The organism is Hyphomicrobiales bacterium, assembly GCA_030688605.1.
Lineage (GTDB): Bacteria > Pseudomonadota > Alphaproteobacteria > Rhizobiales > NORP267 > JAUYJB01.
Genome location: JAUYJB010000123.1, coordinates 18,632 through 36,286 on the forward strand (window position 1 = coordinate 18,632; position 17,655 = coordinate 36,286).

General features: G+C 65.8%; 17 protein-coding genes and 1 tRNA gene. 11 read left to right on the forward strand and 7 right to left on the reverse strand.

Features of this window, described 5'->3' with window-relative positions:
- Positions 1-82: 82 nt before the first annotated feature.
- Together Q8P46_13345 and Q8P46_13350 are read right to left on the reverse strand one after the other, a co-directional pair.
- On the reverse strand, positions 83-2,194 hold the full coding sequence (locus Q8P46_13345) for a VWA domain-containing protein (protein MDP2621133.1): 2,112 nt from the start codon (positions 2,192-2,194) through the stop codon (positions 83-85).
- Positions 2,184-2,717 (reverse strand): RNA polymerase sigma factor, encoded by a 534-nt coding sequence (locus tag Q8P46_13350; GenBank protein ID MDP2621134.1) that lies wholly within the window; start codon positions 2,715-2,717, stop codon positions 2,184-2,186. The genes Q8P46_13345 and Q8P46_13350 overlap by 11 nt, the downstream gene beginning before the upstream one ends.
- Before the next feature lie 141 nt (positions 2,718-2,858).
- Here Q8P46_13350 and Q8P46_13355 point away from each other — a divergent pair, with 141 nt between their 5' ends.
- On the forward strand, positions 2,859-3,329 hold the full coding sequence (locus Q8P46_13355; GenBank protein ID MDP2621135.1) for an SRPBCC family protein: 471 nt from the start codon (positions 2,859-2,861) through the stop codon (positions 3,327-3,329).
- A 64-nt stretch (positions 3,330-3,393) separates the two neighbouring features.
- On the opposite strand, the gene Q8P46_13360 is transcribed toward Q8P46_13355, so the two are convergent.
- Positions 3,394-4,389 (reverse strand): RluA family pseudouridine synthase, encoded by a 996-nt coding sequence (locus Q8P46_13360; protein MDP2621136.1) that lies wholly within the window; start codon positions 4,387-4,389, stop codon positions 3,394-3,396.
- Here Q8P46_13360 and Q8P46_13365 point away from each other — a divergent pair.
- Together Q8P46_13365 and Q8P46_13370 are read left to right on the forward strand one after the other, a co-directional pair.
- On the forward strand, positions 4,388-4,756 hold the full coding sequence (locus Q8P46_13365; GenBank protein MDP2621137.1) for a hypothetical protein: 369 nt from the start codon (positions 4,388-4,390) through the stop codon (positions 4,754-4,756). The two genes, Q8P46_13360 and Q8P46_13365, sit on opposite strands and share 2 nt — an antisense overlap.
- An 83-nt stretch (positions 4,757-4,839) precedes the next feature.
- Positions 4,840-4,915 (forward strand) — tRNA-Glu (locus Q8P46_13370).
- A gap of 26 nt (positions 4,916-4,941) precedes the next feature.
- On the opposite strand, the gene Q8P46_13375 is transcribed toward Q8P46_13370, so the two are convergent.
- The 3 genes from Q8P46_13375 to cysQ all read right to left on the reverse strand — a co-directional run bounded on the left by Q8P46_13375 (position 4,942) and on the right by cysQ (position 8,215).
- The gene (locus tag Q8P46_13375; protein MDP2621138.1) at positions 4,942-6,255 is read right to left on the reverse strand and encodes a hypothetical protein; all 1,314 of its coding nucleotides are present in this window, start codon (positions 6,253-6,255) and stop codon (positions 4,942-4,944) included.
- Between the two features lie 140 nt (positions 6,256-6,395).
- Positions 6,396-7,004 carry a DUF1134 domain-containing protein gene (locus tag Q8P46_13380; protein MDP2621139.1) on the reverse strand — a complete coding sequence of 203 codons (609 nt, stop codon included), beginning with the start codon at positions 7,002-7,004 and terminating at the stop codon, positions 6,396-6,398.
- A 353-nt stretch (positions 7,005-7,357) separates the two neighbouring features.
- Complete coding sequence (gene cysQ / locus Q8P46_13385; GenBank protein ID MDP2621140.1) at positions 7,358-8,215, reverse strand: 3'(2'),5'-bisphosphate nucleotidase CysQ; 858 nt, start codon at positions 8,213-8,215, stop codon at positions 7,358-7,360.
- 416 nt (positions 8,216-8,631) lie between these two features.
- Between cysQ and Q8P46_13390 the strand changes: the two genes are divergently transcribed.
- From Q8P46_13390 to Q8P46_13415, 6 genes are all read left to right on the forward strand, one after another.
- Positions 8,632-9,270, forward strand: coding sequence for a histidine phosphotransferase family protein (locus tag Q8P46_13390; protein ID MDP2621141.1), 639 nt, complete (start codon positions 8,632-8,634; stop codon positions 9,268-9,270).
- 134 nt (positions 9,271-9,404) lie between these two features.
- Positions 9,405-11,984, forward strand: a complete 2,580-nt coding sequence (locus Q8P46_13395) for a chemotaxis protein CheW (GenBank protein ID MDP2621142.1) — start codon at positions 9,405-9,407, stop codon at positions 11,982-11,984.
- A complete protein-coding gene (locus Q8P46_13400) occupies positions 11,981-12,463 on the forward strand; it encodes a chemotaxis protein CheW (protein ID MDP2621143.1) in 483 nt (160 codons plus the stop codon). The genes Q8P46_13395 and Q8P46_13400 overlap by 4 nt, the downstream gene beginning before the upstream one ends.
- A gap of 40 nt (positions 12,464-12,503) precedes the next feature.
- A complete protein-coding gene (locus tag Q8P46_13405; protein MDP2621144.1) occupies positions 12,504-12,869 on the forward strand; it encodes a response regulator in 366 nt (121 codons plus the stop codon).
- 23 nt (positions 12,870-12,892) lie between these two features.
- On the forward strand, positions 12,893-14,029 hold the full coding sequence (locus tag Q8P46_13410; protein ID MDP2621145.1) for a chemotaxis response regulator protein-glutamate methylesterase: 1,137 nt from the start codon (positions 12,893-12,895) through the stop codon (positions 14,027-14,029).
- Positions 14,029-14,868, forward strand: coding sequence for a protein-glutamate O-methyltransferase CheR (locus tag Q8P46_13415; GenBank protein ID MDP2621146.1), 840 nt, complete (start codon positions 14,029-14,031; stop codon positions 14,866-14,868). The genes Q8P46_13410 and Q8P46_13415 overlap by 1 nt, the downstream gene beginning before the upstream one ends.
- A gap of 66 nt (positions 14,869-14,934) precedes the next feature.
- Here Q8P46_13415 and Q8P46_13420 read toward each other — a convergent pair whose 3' ends face one another.
- On the reverse strand, positions 14,935-15,642 hold the full coding sequence (locus Q8P46_13420) for a response regulator transcription factor (protein ID MDP2621147.1): 708 nt from the start codon (positions 15,640-15,642) through the stop codon (positions 14,935-14,937).
- A 535-nt stretch (positions 15,643-16,177) separates the two neighbouring features.
- On the opposite strand from Q8P46_13420, the gene Q8P46_13425 reads away from it, so the two are divergent.
- Complete coding sequence (locus tag Q8P46_13425; GenBank protein MDP2621148.1) at positions 16,178-16,588, forward strand: flagellar export protein FliJ; 411 nt, start codon at positions 16,178-16,180, stop codon at positions 16,586-16,588.
- 161 nt (positions 16,589-16,749) lie between these two features.
- Positions 16,750-17,223 (forward strand): paraquat-inducible protein A, encoded by a 474-nt coding sequence (locus tag Q8P46_13430; protein MDP2621149.1) that lies wholly within the window; start codon positions 16,750-16,752, stop codon positions 17,221-17,223.
- Positions 17,224-17,655: the final 432 nt, after the last annotated feature.

A 17,655-nucleotide genomic window follows, 5' to 3' on the forward strand; every position in this document is an offset into this window, starting at 1 on the left:
CGTCGATGGCACCGCAATCCCGATGCCGTCCGCGCGGCGGGCGCGGGCACCGGCCTTGCGGCCGATGCCCGGCTTGAGCGTGCTATCGCGGCAGGGGGGATACCGGCTGACCGGAGCTAAGGGGCTGCAAGGCTGCGACCGACTTCGACAGGCGGACGAGATTGATGAACTCCGCCCGGTAGCCGAATTCGTCCTTGCCCTTGGCGCCTTGCGCAAGGCCGATCACGTCGTCGAGCGTGTAGGAGTCGGTGTGGCGGCCGCCGCGCAGGATCTGGCCCCAGGCGGCGACCGCGGTGGCGAAGCGGGCTTCGTTCGGCGCCACGTCCGCCGTCGCGTGCTCGACGGCGCGGGTGACCGGCGTCGTGATCAGTTTGCTGGTCTCCTCGTCCGGCAGCTTGTAGCGGATCTTCAGGAACGCATATTCGTCGCTGGCGCCGGCCGCCTGAGGCGGGTCCTGCGCGTTGCCGTAGCGCAGATCGTCGACCAGGCGCGAGCCGCTTCCCCTCGGCGTGAATTCGTAGATCGCCGTCACCGTGTGGCCGGAGCCGATGTCGCCGGCGTCGACCTTGTCATTATTGAAGTCTTCCCGGTTCAGAAGCCGCGTCTCATAGCCGATCAGCCGGTATTCGGAGACGGCGGCCGGATTGAACTCGACCTGGATCTTCACGTCCTTGGCGATGGTGAACAGGGTGGAGCCTGCCTCCTCGACGAGCACCTTGCGGGCTTCGTTCAGGTTGTCGATATAGGCGGCATGGCCGTTGCCGTTCTGCGCCAGGGTATGCATCAGCGCATCGTTGTAGTTGCCCATCCCGAAGCCGAGCACGGAAAGGAAAATGCCGGTCTTTCTCTGCCGCTCGATATAGCTCTTGAGCTCTTCCTGGTCGGTGATGCCGACATTGAAGTCGCCGTCGGTGGCCAGGATCACCCGGTTGACGCCGTTCTCGTCGAGATTCTGCTGCGCCAGCTGATAGGCCTGGCGGATGCCTTCGGCGCCGGCGGTCGAGCCGCCCGAGTGCAGATTGTCAAGCGCTGCGAGGATCTTCGCCTTGTCCTTGACGGGCGTCGGTTCGAGCACCGTCCCGGCGCTGCCGGCATAGGTGACGATGGCCACCGTGTCGTCGGGCTTCAAGCTTTCCAACAACAGCCTCATCGCGTTCCTGACCAGAGGCAGCTTGTTGGGCGCGTCCATGGAGCCGGACGTATCGATGAGATAGACGAGGTTCGCGTGCGGCCTTTCCGCGCTCTGAAATTCGAAGCCCTTGATGCCGATATGGATCAGCTTCTTGTCGATGCTCCAGGGCGCGGGAAAGACCGACACGGAGGCCTTGAACGGCACGGACGCATCGTCCGGCCGCGCATAGTCGTAGGGGAAGTAGTTGATCAGCTCCTCGACGCGCACGGCGTTCGCCTGTGGCAGGACATTGTTGTTGAGGGACGCCCGCACGAAACCGTAGGACGCGGTGTCGACGTCGATGGAGAAGGTCGAGACTGGTTCCTCGGAGACGAGCTTGACCGGATTGATGGCGATCGTCGCGAACTTGTCGCGGCCCTGATCCTGATAGTATCGAACGGTTTGGCCGTCCGGGCTGAGCTTTTGCATCTCGGAGGCCGTCCGCGAGGCGATCGCCGGCGGCGCGGGCTCATAGGCGGCAATGCCTGGCTGCGGAGCGTAAAGAGGCGCAGGCCCGGCGGCGTCGAGGCCGCCTGACCTTGCCAGCCGGTCGCCCAGTGTCGTCGGCGAGGTGGGACTGGGTCCGCTGATGGCGTAATCGCCGGAAAGCAGGTCCTGCTCCGCTTTCTCGTTATCGGTCGCGACCTGCTGTCCGGTGCCGTTCAGGCCGGGGCCTTGCGCCGGCTGCCGCAGGGCGAGTCGTTCCGGGATCTTCCGGTCGTCCTTTAGGCCGGTCTGGATATAGGTCGCGCTCAGAATGGCCAGAGCCAGAACCGAGAGGCTGGCGCCTCCGGCGAGGGCGGGGTTGAGCTTCATGGATCGTCTCCCGATGAGTGTCTGGTACACGGCGGTTGCCGTGCCCTTGAGACGATCCCCAAGCCCGGTTCCTTTGCTCGCGGCGGCATATTTCCCGTCGAAGGCCAGCATCGCCCTGTCGATCGCGCGCTGACGCGCGCCCTCGGGCGGCGTGATGGGGCCCTCGTTCCTGAGGGCGGCTTTCAACTCTTCGATGTCATCGGTCATGGAGCGTATCCACCCGCATTCTGAGTTGCTTGCGGACCTCGTGCATGCGCCACGAGACCGTCCGTTCGGCGCAACCGAGGGCGGCGGCCGCCTGCCTGTGGGTCAGGTCCTCGGCCAGCACGAGTATCGCCGTTTCCCTCAGCGTCGGCTGGAGGCCGGCGATGGCCTCGCCGAGCCAGCCGAGCCGCTTGGCGTCGTCAATCTGGTCGGCCTGGTCCAGTTCGCGGAACACCGCGTAGCTGGCCTGCAGCGCCGCCGCCGTCTTCTGCTTTCTGTGATGATCGCGGCAGGCATTGACGACGACCCGGTAGAACCATGTCGAAAAGCGGCTCTGGCCGCGGAACGAGCGCAGCTTGTCGACCAGCGCGAGACACACATCCTGGGCGATGTCCTCCGCGTCGGGCGCGCTGCCGGTGAACCGCAACGCGACCCGGTAAGCGGTGTCGTAATGGCGCTCGAGAAGCTGCCGGAACGCGTTCCGGTCGCCTTCGCGGGTCCGTTCGGCCAGTTCGAGATCGGTCATCGTCGTGCGCTTTTGAGCATTAGACGATCGGAACATGCGATTCCTTTGGCGGAAAGAAAGAAATTTCATTTCTTCCGTCGTTTCCAAAAGCGAACCTGAGCCCAAGTGGCAAGTCGATCGCCAGCCTCCCACATACACGACATGAGCGAACTGGCGAGCACGGTCGTGTCACGGGTCATCAATGCGCCACGCGAAGCCGTGTACCGAGCCTTCTTGGATCAGAACGCGCTGGTAGCCTGGCTTCCTCCGGGTTCCATGAGAGGCGTGGTCCATGCTTTCGACGGGCGAGAAGGCGGCTCCTTCAGGATTTCGCTTGTATATCCGGAAGGCGACGGGTCGTTGCGGGGTAAGACGTCCGAAAGCACCGACACCATCCAAGGCCGCTTTGTAGAGTTGATCCGCAACGAGCGGATCGTGTGGGCGACCGAGTTCGAATCCGCGGACCCGTCTTTCGCCGGCACGATGACCGTGAGCTGGACGTTGGCACCCGCGGGCAGCGGCACCAAGGCCACTGTGCTCTGCGAGAACATTCCGCGGGGCATACGGCCCGAAGACAATGAGGCTGGCTGCCGCTCCACGCTGGAGAAGCTCGCCGCTTTCCTCGACGGATGAACAGCTTCGGTGCACGCCGGGTGGCACCGTAGGGCGGGCGCCGGCCACACGGTCGATGCCCACCCTACGTTCGCTCATTGCCCCCCAGCGCCTCAATCAGCGCCTGCATGTCCGCGGGCGGCGGGGCCTCGAAGCGCAGCTTTTCGCCGGTCACGGGGTGAGCGAAACCGAGGAGGGCGGCGTGCAGCGCCTGGCGGCCGAGGGCGTCGAGCGCCGCGCGCGCCTCATTCGATAGCTTCGAAGCGCGGGTCTTGAAGCCCGCGCCATAGACCCTGTCGCCCATCAGCGGGTGGCCGATATGGGCCATGTGGACGCGGATCTGGTGCGTGCGCCCGGTCTCAAGCCGGCATTCGACGAGCGCGGCCACGGCGCCGAAGGCCCGCAGCACCTTGTAATGGGTGACCGCCTCCTTGCCCCGCTCCGAGACGGCGCGCTTGGTCCTCGCCGCGGGTGCGCGGGCGAGCGGCGCCGAGACAGTGCCCTTGCGGCGCGCGGGCACGCCCCAGACGAGCGCCAGATAGGCGCGCTCGAGGCCGCCGTCGCGGCCGTGGCTTGCGAACTGGCGGGCAAGCCCCCGGTGCGCCGTGTCGTTCTTGGCCGCGACCAGAAGCCCGCTCGTATCCTTGTCGAGCCGGTGCACGATCCCCGGCCGCTTCACCCCGCCGACGCCCGACAGGCTGTCGCCGCAATGGGCGATCAGCGCGTTGACGAGCGTGCCCTTGGGCGCGCCGGCGCCGGGATGGACGATGAGGCCGGCCTGCTTGTCGATGACGATGAGGTCGCCGTCTTCGTAGACGATGCGAAGCGGGATGTCCTCGGGCAGCGGCGCCGCCGGCGCCGGCGGCGGGATGGTGACGCGGATCTTGTCGCCTTCGTTGACCCGTGTGCCGGGCTCGCATAAGGTCGCGCCCGCTCTTGAGACGTGGCCGGCCCTGATCAGCGCCTGCAGCCGGCTGCGGGAAAGGCGGCAGAGCCGGCCCGCGAGGAACTTGTCTAGGCGCTGGCGGGCGTCGGCCGCGCCCGCGGTGAATTCGTGGCTCTCGGAGGTCCCGCCCGTCATGACCGGCGACCGCGCCAACCCATCTCAGGCCGCGCCGCGCGGGCCCGACGATCCGCCGCCACCGCTCGCCCCGCGCGGCCTCAAGGCCGCCGTCATGATCATGGGGCTCCTGCTCATCGGCGGCTTCATGGCGCTGTTCTCGGCGATTGTCTATCGCGCGGTCAAGCCCGGGCCCGGCGCCGTGTCCGAGGTTGCCGGCTTCGGCGAGATCGAGGCGCTGATCGGCGAGGACGCCGAAATCGGCGCGATCGGTCTTGACGGCGACCGCCTCGCCGTCCAGATCAGGGGTCCGGGTGGCCCCGAGATCATCCTGTTCGATCTCAGCCGCGGCCGCGAGCTCGGCCGTATCCGCCTGCGGCCGGAATAGGCCCGCCGCTTCGCCCGCGCCGGCCGCGCGAGATTGCGCTTGATCGGCGCCGCGCATCAAGGCTAATGGAATTGAAGCCCTAAGCCCCCATCGTCTAGCGGCCTAGGACGCCGGCCTCTCACGTCGGAAACAGGGGTTCGATTCCCCTTGGGGGCGCCATTTCCGGCCCACGGGCCGGCAATCTCTCAGATCTGCGTCGAGATGTGCTGCTGCAGGGCGCGGATGCGGTCGGCGAGCGTCGTCGGCGGCGTTTCCGCCTCGGCATTGCCGCCGTCGGCGGCCTGCTGGTCTTGCGCCCCCTTGGCCGTCTCGGACTTGGCGGCTTTGGTCTTGGCGGGCCCGGATTTGGCCGTCCCGGCCTTGGTCGCGGCCTTGGCTGGGCGGCGCTTCGTCGGCGGCGCGCTCTTGCGCAGGATCTCCTCGATGACCGGGTCGCCGCCTTCGAGCGCGGCGCTCATATGCGCGACCTTGGCGGCGATGTCGGCGAGGCGCTCGCGCAGGGCCTCGTTCTCGACCCGGTCGCGCTCGCGCGTTGTCGCAAGCTCGCCGCGCAGCGCCTCGACCTCGGCGACCAGGCGCTTCTTCTCCTCCGTCAATTCCGCCTGCCCGGCGGTCATGGCCTCGCCCTCGACCTTGCCGGCGGCGTCCGCGGCCTCGCCGTCGGCCTGGCCCTCGGCAAGGGCGGCCTTGTCGGCCTCCCCGCGCAGCCTCGCTTTCTCGACCGCCCGGTCGCGGGCCGCCTTTTCCTGCCGCAGCGCCTCGATCTCCAGCAATTGCGCCGAAAGTTCCGCCCGCGCCAGGCTGAGCTCGCCCTTGACGCGGTCGAACTCGGTCTTCAGCCGCGCCAGCTCGCCGTCGCGCAGCGTCGCCTGACGCAGCTTCATGGTCATGTCGGCGAACACCTGCTGGGGGTCCTCCCGCGGCAGACGCGTCGATGCGCTGATGCCGCGGATCTGCTCCTCTCCCGTTGCAATCTGGGTTTCCAGGGCGGCGATCTTGACCCTCTGTTCGTCGCACAGCAGGGTTGCCTCGCGCGCCGCCCTGCGGGCCTGTTCCAACTCCCTGGTCGGCTCCGTAATCTGGCTCTGCGCCTTCTTGAGCGCGTTCAGGTGGGTCTTGGTCTCGCTGTCGGCGTGGATCAGATTTTGCCGCAGCTCCTCCAGCTCATGCTCGAGATCGGAGACGGTGCGGGCGCTGGTCTGCGCCTCGGCGCTGCGCCGCTTCGCCAATTCCAACACGCGGGCAATCTCCACCCGCCGCAAGGCATTGTCTTCCTTGAGCTTTTCAAGCGCGTTCTCGAGCCGCCGCCGCTTCAGCGCGAACTCGGCACGCAGCCGGTCCTTGTCGGCCTCGATCTCGGCGATCGACAACGGTATCAGGGCGCGGACGCGCTGCTCGGTCAGGCGAACCGCCCGGTGCCACTGCAGCGGCGCCAGGATCAGCGCCAACAAGCACGCCGCCAGAAAACCGGCGACGACAAGCATCGCGGTCTCAACCATCACATGCGACCCTTGAGCGTCTCATCCACGCGCCCCGTCATCCGAAGGCCGCCCATTCGCCGCATCGAGCCTTCCCTACTCTAGCGAGCAACAATAGAAGATTCGCGGGCCAAGTGAAATGATTTGCCGGGAGACTTGAATCAGAACGGATTCCAGGTCGCGTCCGGCGTGAACTTCAGATAGCCGACATTGACCCCGAGCCGGGCGCCGATGCCGGCGCGGATGGGCGCGATCAGCATTTCCTCGCGCGACATCACGGTGAAGCCTATGCCGCCGATGAAATAGGCCGCCCCCGCGACCCCGCCGAAACGGCCGTAAATGTCGTCGGTGCTGGTGAGATTGTAGACCAGGATCATGGTCCTGTCGCCGTCGGCGCCGATGTCCCATCCGATCGACGGGCCCTGCCAGAATACTTTGTGGGTGCCGGCGTTGCGGGTGTACATCACGCCCTCGCCATAGCGCAGGCCGCCGAACAGCGCCCCGCCGGCCTCTTCGCCCAATATGTATCCGTTGGGCCTGCCGTAGCGCGAGAAGATCTCCTCGACCGCCAGGGCGAGCCCGCGGCTGACGCCGCCGAAGAATCTGTGCCCGGCGTCCTTGATCTCCTCGGCCGTGAAGCCCCCGTCCTGCTGCTCCCCGGCGGCGGGCGGCGGCTGGTACTGCGCCGACACCGGCGCCGCCCATGCGCCCGACAGGGCAAGCGCGAGGCCGGCCAGGAGAATGAGGGCGAGGGGGGATCGGTGTCTCATGGTCGAATTTCCTTTGCGTTTTCCGCAGGGCGCCGGCCGACACAGGCCGCGAATCGCTTCAAGGCTGCGCGCCGATTATGACCGATGCGAGGCGCAAATGGCACCACCCACGGGACAGGTGAATGTTCCGTCACGGGGCAGGTGGTGGCCCGTCCCGGCGCTTTTGGCGGCAAATTGTTCGCAATCGGGACGCCGGCGGCCCGGATGGCGCTGGCATGGCGGTTGCACCGGCGCTGTGGCGAACAGTTGCGGCCGTCAAGAGCGGGCCACCCAGAGCCCGCCACCGGGAGCGGCCGACGCCGCCCGAGGGAAGGGGCGCTCTCGGGCGGCACCCGCGCCGGCCGGCGAATCCGCTAGGAAATAACAATCTCCGGGCGCGCCCAGGCGATAAAGGGCGGGTTGGCGTAGCCGCTTGCGCTCTTGCCATAGCCGAGCGGCTCGCCTTGAACCGTCAGCACCAGGCCGCCGGCCGCCTCGAGCACCGCCTGGCCTGCCGCCGTGTCCCACTCCATGGTGCTGCCGAAACGCGGATAGACGTCGGCCTCGCCGCAGGCCAGAAGGCAGAATTTGAGCGACGAGCCGGCGCTGACAATCGATTGCGCCCCGATTTTGGCCAGGAACGCGTCGGTCTCGGCCTTGCGGTGCGAGCGGCTGGCGACCGCCCGCAGCCTGCCCGGGCGCGCCGCCCTGGCCGCGATCGGGCGCCAGGACGCACGATTCAGCACCGCCATCTCGTCGCCCATCGGCAGCTCGAAGGCTTGGCCCCTGCCGCAGCCGACGAACAGCCGCCGGACGGCCGGCGCCAGCACGACGCCGATGACCGGGCGGCCGTCCTCGATCAGCGCGATATTGACGGTGAATTCGCCGTTGCGGCCGATGAATTCGCGGGTTCCGTCAAGCGGGTCGACGAGAAAGAAGCGCGGCGGCGCCGGCGCGGCCGTGGCGGGTGCGCCGGCCTCCTCGGAAATCGCCGGAACGGCCGGAGCCAGGCGCTCAAGATCGGCGAGGATCAGCGCCTCGGAGCGCCTGTCGGCCTCGGTGACCGGCGAGCGGTCGGGCTTCGTCTCGACGCTGAAGCCGGCTTCGTAGATCTCCATGATGGCGCGCCCGGCCTTGAGCGCGGTGGCGGCCAGGGCCGCGGCGGTGTCGCAATCGGCTGATGCGGTCATGGAGTCCGGCGGGTTCGGCGAAAACCGCTTGTCGTAAATCACATTCGCCTTTGCTGCGCAACCGGAGCGGATCCCCGTCATTCGGAGAGATTTGACCGGTTGCCGTTCCGGCGCGCGGGAACGCTCTTGATCGCCGCCGCGTCCTCCGGCAAACAGGAGGGGCAACCGATTCGCCGCAGCCGAGAGCGAGATGATATGGAATTGGATCAATTCTGTTTCGCTCGGAAACCCGCCGCTGGTTTGCCGTCGGCAAACCAACAAGCCTTACGGTGCCGGTCGCGCTTTTCGCCTTTCCAGCGGAAAGCCGGCGCGACCGGTGGGACGGGAGCATTTGCGCCAAATCCGGCGGGCATTGGCTCGGCCGTACGCCCCGGTATGGCCGGCGCCAAATCCCTTGACCTTGCCGCAAATGCGCTCCGTCAGAATGGTTCAATTCCATATCATCTCGCTCTAACGCCATGAACGACGACCCTCTCTCGCCGCTTGACCTTGCCGCCTATCTGTGCAGCCGGGTGTGCCACGACGTCATCAGCCCGGTCGGCGCGATCACCAACGGGCTCGAGGTGCTGGACGAAGACGGTGGCGAGATGCGCGGCATTGCCATGGATCTCATAAAGAAGAGCGCCGCGCAGGCCTCCGCCAAACTGCAATTCGCGCGCCTTGCCTTCGGCGCCGCCGGCTCGGCCGGGGCCGAGATCGATCTTGCCGACGCCGAGGGGGTTGCGCGCGGCCTTCTCGCCGATTCCAAGGTCGAGCTCGTTTGGGAAGGGCCGCGCGCCGTGATGGCCAAGAACAAGGTCAAGTTGTTGCTCAACCTGATTGTCACCGCGCAACAGGCGATCCCGCGCGGTGGCACCATCTCGGTAACGATCACCGGCGCGCCGTCCGCGCCGACCTTCACTCTGCGCTGTACCGGCCAAGGCGCGCGCATCCCGGAGGATGCCGCCAGCTTTTTCACCGGCGGCGAGGCGAGGCCGATCGACGCCCACTCGATCCAACCCTATTATGCCGCGCTCGTCGCCCGCGACACCGGCATGGGCGTCTCTCTCACGCGCGACGAGCAGACGGTCACAATCGAGGCGTCGCCGGACGTTTAGAGCATTTCCGCGTCCGTGCCGAAACCGCAGGCTTCAAGCAATCTTAACCGTTTCAACGGACACTCCGCGGTAGCCTGGACGCACCCTCGGGCGGGTGCGCTTTTGCGTTGCGGAACACGACAGAGATCGGCGGCATGGACGACCTGCTGAAGGATTTTCTCACGGAAACGGCCGAGAATCTCGACGTCGTCGACGCCGAGCTCGTCAAGCTGGAACAGGACCCCGACGATGCCGAGCTCCTGGGTAAAGTCTTTCGCCTCGTTCACACCATCAAGGGCACCTGCGGCTTCATCGGGCTTCCCCGGCTGCAATTGCTGGCCCATGCCGGCGAAACGCTGATCGGCAAGTTCCGCGACGGCGCGCCGGTCACCGCCGAAGCCGTCACCCTGATTCTCGCGGCCATCGACCGGATCAAGGCGATCCTGGCGCAGCTGGAAGCCGACCAGCGCGAGCCGGAAGGCTCCGATGAGGATCTGATCGGCCGGCTGCAGGGCATGGCGGAAGCCGCCAGCAAGCCGGGTTCGCCGGATGTTGAGCCGGAAGGGCAGCCGCAAGACAAGCCGCAGGCCAAGGCCGACGACGCCGCCGACAAGGCGCCGGCCGGAAATGGCGCGCCGGACAATCTCAAAGTGAAGGCGAGCGGGCTCAAGGGCAAGTCGATCCGGGTCAGTGTCGACGCGCTGGAGCATCTGATGACGATGGTCAGCGAGCTGGTGCTGACCCGCAATCAGCTGCTCGAAATCGCCCGTCGGCAGGAGGAGAACGAATACAAGGTCCCGCTGCTGCGCCTATCGAGCGTCACCGCCGAGCTGCAGGAAGGCATCATGAAGGCGCGCATGCAGCCGATCGGCAATGCCTGGCAGAAGCTGCCGCGCATCGTGCGCGACCTGGGCTTTGAGCTCGACAAGAGGATCGAGCTGGAGATGAACGGCGCCGAGACCGAGCTCGACCGCCAGGTGCTGGAGCTGATCCGAGACCCGCTCACCCACATGATCCGCAATTCCTGCGACCACGGTCTGGAAACCACCGCCGAGCGCATCGTCGCCGGCAAGCCTGAGATCGGCCGCATCACGCTGAGCGCCTATCACGAGGGCGGCCACATCATCATTTCGATCGGCGACGACGGGCGCGGCATCAACACCGAGAGCATCAAGCGGAAGATCCTCTCCGCCGGACTGGTCACCGAGGCCGAGCTCGAGCAGATGACGGAGCCGCAAATTCATAAATTCATCTTCCATCCCGGCTTCTCGACCGCGACCGAGGTGACCAGCGTCTCCGGTCGCGGCGTCGGCATGGACGTGGTGCGTGCCAACATCGAACTCATCGGCGGCTCGGTCGAGCTCAAATCGGTGGCCGGTCAGGGCTCGACCTTCACCATCAAGATCCCGCTGACGCTGGCCATCGTCTCCGCGCTCATCGTCGAGGCCAGCGGACACCGCTTCGCGGTGCCGCAACTCAGCGTCCTCGAACTGGTGCGCGTGCAGGCCAAATCCGAACACCGCATCGAGATGATCAAGGACACCCCGGTGCTGCGCCTGCGCAACCAGCTGCTGCCGCTGGTTCACCTCGCCAAGCTGTTGATGCTGGACGACGGTGAACGAGGCGGGGAGGGGGCAGGCGGCCGCAAGACCTCGGAAGAGACCGGTTTCATCGTCGTCACCCAGGTCGGCTCGCAATGCTTCGGGATCGTCGTCGACGGCGTCTTCCATACCGAGGAGATCGTGGTCAAGCCGATGTCGAGCATGCTGCGCCACATCGCCATGTTCTCGGGCAACACGATCCTCGGCGACGGCAGCGTGATCATGATCATCGATCCGAACGGCATCGCCCAGGCGATCGGCAGCAATGTCGGCGCCAAGCTCACGGTCGCCGAAGACGAGGCGCCGGAACGGGGCGATCTGGAGGGGCTCGTCTCGATGCTCATATTCCGTGCCCAGACCCCGGAACCGAAGGCCGTCGCACTTTCTCTGATCACGCGGCTGGAAGAAATCGAAGTCGACAATATCGAACCCTCCAACGGCCGCTATCTGGTTCAGTATCGCGGCGGGCTGATGCCGCTGGTGTTCGTCGATCCGGACGGCAAGCCGCCCGAAAGCGGAGTCCAACCGCTCCTGGTCTTCACTGAGGACAAGCGCTCCATGGGGCTTGCCGTCGACGAGATCGTCGACATTGTCGAGGATCGGCTGGACATCGAGGTTGCGGGCGACCGGCCGGGCGTGCTCGGCTCGGCGGTGATCAAGGGCCGGGCGACCGAGGTCGTCGATGTCGGCTACTATCTGCCGCAGGCCTTCGCCGACTGGTTCGCCCGCAAGGAGCGCGGTCCGGCAGGCAGTGCCATCAAGGTGCTGCTGGTCGACGACAGCGCCTTCTTCCGCAACATGCTGACACCGGTGCTGAAGGCCAGCGGCTTCCTGGTAACCGCCGTCGAATCGGGCGCTGCGGCGCTTGCCTTGATGGACGAGGGCGTCAGCTTCGACGTCATCGTCACCGATATCGAGATGCCGGAGATGGACGGCTTCGAGTTCGCCGAGGCGGTGGGCGCCGATGAGCGCTGGAAGGATATTCCGGTCATCGCGCTGTCGTCCTATCCGACCGCCACCCTGGTCGAGCGCGGCCGCGAGGCCGGTTTGTGCGACTATGTCGCCAAGTTCGACCGCGAAGGTCTCATCGTCGCTCTGCGCCATTCGAATCTTGCCATGGGAGAGGCGGCATGACGAACGCCGACGACATGCCCATGGAGCCGGAAGGTTCGACCATCGAATATGTCACGGTGAAGATCGCCGATCAGCTCTTCGGCCTGCCGATCAATCGGGTCCGAGACGTCTTCATACCCGAGGCGATCACCCGCGTGCCGCTGTCGCTGCCGGAGATCGCCGGCGTTCTCAATCTGCGTGGCCGCATCGTCACCGCGACCGACATGCGCCGCAGGCTGGGCCTGCCGCCGCGCCAGGACGCCGGTCACCGCATGGCGGTGGGCATCGAATACAAGGGGGAATCTTACGGCCTGCTGATCGATTCGGTGGGCGAAGTGCTGCGCCTGCCGGTCGCTGGACTGGAGCCCAATCCGAGCAATCTCGACCGGCGCTGGGCAAAGGTGGCCGCAGGGGTGCAGCGGCTCGAGGGGCGGCTGATGGTCGTGCTCGACGTTGACCGGGTGCTCGACATGGGCAGCGGTCAGGCGATTGCGGCTTGAGGACCGGTCGGCTGGTGCGGTGACGTTGGAGAACAAGGCCATGAAATACTGCTTGGTGGTGGATGACAGCGCGGTGATCCGTAAGGTGGCGCGCCGTATTTTGGAGGATCTCGCGTTCGAGATCGATGAGGCGGAAGACGGCCAGAAGGCGCTCGAAATGTGCAAGCAGAAGATGCCCGACGCCGTGCTCCTGGACTGGAACATGCCGGTTATGGACGGCATGCAGTTTCTCCTGGCGCTGCGCAAGGCGGAAGGCGGCGACCGGCCGAAGGTCCTGTTCTGCACCACGGAGAACGACCTCGATCACATCATGAAGGCGATCCGCTCCGGCGCCAACGAATACATTATGAAGCCGTTCGACCGCGAAATCGTCGAGGCCAAGTTTCAGGAAGTCGGCCTGATCTGACCCCCCGCTCCGGTCCGCGCAACATGCCCTCGCCCCTTGTATCGGGTACGCCGCCGCGGTTGCAGGCGGACGCGCCATTTCGCGTGATGGTCGTCGACGATTCCGTCGTCGTTCGCGGTCTCATCTCGCGGTGGCTCGACGCGGAACCGGGGATCGTTGTCGTCTCCAGCCGGACGAATGGGGCAACCGCCCTTGCCGACCTCGAGCGGGCCCAACCCGACATCGTCCTGCTCGACGTCGACATGCCGGAAATGGACGGCATCACCGCGCTGCCGCTGATGCTGGAGAAGCGCAAGGACTTGGTCGTCATCATGGCCTCGGGCCTGACCCAGCGCAACGCCGAGATCACCCTTAGGGCGCTGGCGCTGGGCGCCAAGGACTATATTCCCAAGCCCGACGGCAACCGCACGCTGACCACCTCGGTCGATTTTCGCCGCGAGCTGATCGAGAAGGTCAGGGTGCTGGGCGCGGCCGCGCGCGGCAACAAGTGCGGCCCCGACCCGGCCGTGGCCGGCGTTGCCGTCGGCGAAGCCGTCCTTCCCTACCCTGCCTTCCCGCTGCGCCGCTTCTCCGAGGTGCCGCCGCGCATCCTCGCCATCGGCAGCTCGACCGGGGGGCCGCAGGCGCTCTACGCCCTGTTCCGGATCATCGGCCCGGCGATCGCGCGCGTGCCGGTCTTGGTCACCCAGCACATGCCGCCGACCTTCACCGCCATCCTCGCCGAGCAGCTCGGCCGGATCAGCGGCCGGCCGGCGCGGGAAGGCGGCAACGGGGAACCGCTTAAGCCCGGCCACATCCTTGTCGCGCCCGGCGGCAAGCACATGCTGGTCGCGGCCCAGGGCGGCGCGCCCTCGATCGTCATCAGCGATGGCCGGCCGGTCAATTTCTGCAGACCCGCCGTCGACCTCCTGTTCGACAGCGTCGCCGGGGTCTACGGCGCCGCGAGCCTGGCGGTGGTGCTGACCGGCATGGGCAGCGACGGCGCCCGGGGCAGCGTCAAGATCGCCGATGCCGGCGGCAGCGTCATCGCCCAGGACGAGACGAGCTCGGTGGTCTGGGGCATGCCGGGCACGACGGCGCATCTTGGCGCCTGCGCGGCGGTGCTGCCGCTCGACGAACTCGGCCGCAAGGTGGCGGCGATCCTGGAGGGCGAGCGATGATCTCGTCCTCCAACTATGCGTTGTTGTGCAAGCTCCTGCGCGAGCGCTCCGGTCTCGTCTTGTCCGGCGACAAGAAATATCTGGTCGAAAGCCGGCTGGTGCCGGTGGCCCGCCGCCATGGCCTCGGCAATATCGACGATCTTTGCCGGGCCGCGCGCAATCCCGGCGCCGACGCGATCCGGGTCGACATCTGCGAGGCGATGGTCACCAACGAGACCTTCTTCTTCCGCGATAGGCAGCCCTTCCAGCAGTTCAAGAGCCACATGCTGCCCTATCTCATCAAGGCGCGCTCGAACCGGCGTTCCTTACGCATCTGGAGCGCCGCCGCCTCGACCGGCCAGGAGCCCTATTCGATCGCCATGCTGCTCAAGGACGTGGCCGATAAGATGCAAGGTTGGCGCATCGAGCTCCTGGCCACGGACTTTTCCACCGAGGTGCTGGCTAAGGCCAGGACCGGCGCCTATACCCAGTTCGAGGTGCAACGCGGCCTGCCGATCGACTATCTGATCAAATATTTCAAGCAGGTCGGCGACATGTGGCAGCTCAACGCCGGCGTCCGCTCCATGGTCGCGTTCAGGCCCTTGAACCTGTTGAGCGATTTCGGCGGCCTCGGCAGCTTCGACATCGTCTTCTGCCGCAATGTCCTGATCTATTTCGACCAGATAACCAAGACCAGCGTGCTGAACCGCATCGCCGATGTCATGGCGCCGGACGGCTTCCTGGTGCTCGGCGCGTCGGAAACGACCATTGGATTGTCCGACAGGCTGAAAACGGTGGAAGGCCTGCGCGGCCTGCACACGCCGGCCGCGGTGCCGCAGGCGCTAACGGCAACCGCCTGATAAAAATCCCGCCGCGGCTCGCGCGCGCTCTGCGGGTTCTTGTTAGCGGTGAGAAACGATGAGGTCTTAGGCGGACGCCTTCATCCGCGCCTTGTCTTCGTCGATGTCGCGCAGCACATAGCCGCGGCCCCAGACGGTCTCGATATAGTGCTTGCCGCCGGTCGCCGCGGCGAGCTTCTTCCTGAGCTTGCAGATGAACACGTCGATGATCTTCAGCTCCGGCTCGTCCATGCCGCCGTAAAGGTGGTTGAGGAACATCTCCTTGGTCAGCGTCGTGCCCTTCCTGAGCGAGAGCAGCTCGAGCATCTGATATTCCTTGCCGGTCAGATGCACCCGCTGGCCGTTGACCTCCACTGTCTTGGTGTCGAGATTGACCTTGAGGTCGCCGGTCGAGATGATCGACTGGGCGTGCCCCTTGGAGCGGCGAACGATGGCGTGGATGCGCGCCACCAGCTCGTCCTTGTGAAACGGCTTGGTCATGTAGTCGTCGGCCCCGAAGCCCAGTCCGCGAACCTTGTCCTCGATGCCGGCGAGGCCCGACAGGATGAGGATCGGCGTCGCCACCTTGCTCACCCGCAGCGTCTTGAGGACCTCATAGCCGCTCATGTCCGGCAGGTTCAGATCGAGAAGGATGATGTCGTAGTCGTAAAGCTTACCGAGATCGACCCCTTCCTCGCCGAGATCGGTCGTGTAGACGTTGAAGCTTTCGGATTTCAGCATCAGCTCGATGCTTTGGGCGGTTGCGCTGTCGTCTTCGATCAACAGGACTCGCATGCCAATCCCCTCTTTCGAGACCATTCCAAGTCTGCGGACGACAGCCCCCCGACAGCCGGCATCCAAGCTTACTGGTTAACTCGAATCGTCAAGCTAACCTTAATTCGTTAACAAAACCTAATTCTCCGCCGCGCGAAAGGAAAAACTGCCGGCCGCGGCAGAGTCACGACGCCGCAGGTCTAAGTGGTTGGCGCGACAGGGGGTCTATCCCTTGCCGCGGGATGCCGCGAGGCGGCCTTGGAGACGTCGGGTAGAAGCGGCGGTGAGGTACAACCTAACACTAGGTTAAGCCCGCCGCGCCCGACGCCCCGCGCGCCATGGCGGGCGCGCCGCGCCGGCGCCGCGTTGCCGTCCGGTTACAGGATTGTTTACCGTTCTCGTGCATGATCGTCGCCGTGACGAGCCGATCGCGGATCCGGAATCACGCCGATCGCGAGCAGCCCAACCGTCATGCAAGCGGGAGAGCGTCCCAAAGGCGTCACTCAACCGCGCCAAACATGCTCGGACCGGTATCTCGGGTCGAGGAGAATGATCGATGAAATCGTATGAAACCGCCATTCGCTTGAAGCGATTCCAGGTCGACGAGAAGCGCCAGCAGGTTGCGGACATCGAGGCCATGATCGCAGATTTCGGGCGCATGACCGCCGACCTCGAGCAGCAGATCGAGGCTGAACAGGAGCGCACCGGCATCAGCGATATCAGCCATTTCGCCTATCCGACCTTCGCCAAGGCGGCGATGCAGCGGCGCGAAAATCTATGCGCGTCGATCGAAGGGCTGAAAGTCAAGCTGAATCTGGCCCGTGACGAGCTCGAAGAGGCGTTCGAGGAGTTGAAGAAGGCCGAGCTGATGGAAGAGCGCGAGTTGGTGCGCGGACACGATCCGGCCGTCGTCCATAAGCAAGAGGCGCTCGCCCAGGCCGGCGAATCCATGCATCGGCGGCGTTAGCAGGCCGCCCGATTTGCCGCCATCGAATGCATCAAGCTGGCTCGGAAAGTCTCCAAGACCTGCTATAAGCCTTGCCCGAAGAGATCGGGACCAGGGCCGTGGCAGACGGATCGAACTCACCAAATGCGCCGCGCGATGGAGCGCTCCCGCCGAGGGCCGTATTGTCGGCGCTGGTCCTGGCGCTGGCGGCCGCGTCGTTCGTGCTCGGCGTCGCGCTGCCGATCGTCAAGCTGAACCGGTTGTTCTTCTTCACCGACGCTCATTCCATCCTGTCGATGATCCGCGGCCTGTTTGTTCAGGGCGAGCTCTTGCTCGGCCTGATCATCCTGGTGTTCTCCGTCGTGCTGCCGGCGGCGAAGATCATGCTTCTCGGCTGGCATCTGGTGAGCGGGCGCGACCGGCCCCCTCCGTCCGTCGTCGCCGTCCTCGTCGGCGCCATCGGCAAATGGTCGATGCTCGACGTGCTGCTGGTGGCGCTGGTCATTTTCGCGGTCAAGACCAGCGGCCTCGGCACGGCGACCTCCGAGCCCGGCCTCTATTTCTTCACCGCCTCGGTGGCCATGACCATGCTCGCCGCGGCGATGGTTCCTCGCGCGGCACCCTCTACCACGTCTCCCCGCCGCGCCTCACGATGAGGGGAGAGGTTTGCCCGCATGGCGAGGGCGCCCCCCGGCCTTGCCCCCCGGGTCTCGCTTCGCGAGACCGAGGACAAGCTCCGTCAAGCCCGAGGACGGGCTCCGCCCGTCTCGAAAGATGAGGCCAAGCCCTCACCCCAATTTGTCGTCACCCGGCTTGACCGCGTGACCCAGTATCCTCCGAGCCTAAGCATTGACACAGGGGTTACTGGATCCCGGCTCTGCGCTTCGCTCTGGCCGGGATAACGGGATAAAGAGAAGCCCCAAACCATTTTCCCCTCCCCCTTGACGCTATCGTATGCACACATCTCAAGTGAGCCGCCCAAGCCATTTCGAAAAAGCGAGTCTTTCCAACAAATGCGAAGGCACCGGATACTGACCGTTTCTCCTAAGGTAGGGCAGATAAGTTATTGGAATCATTGAGGTCAAAAG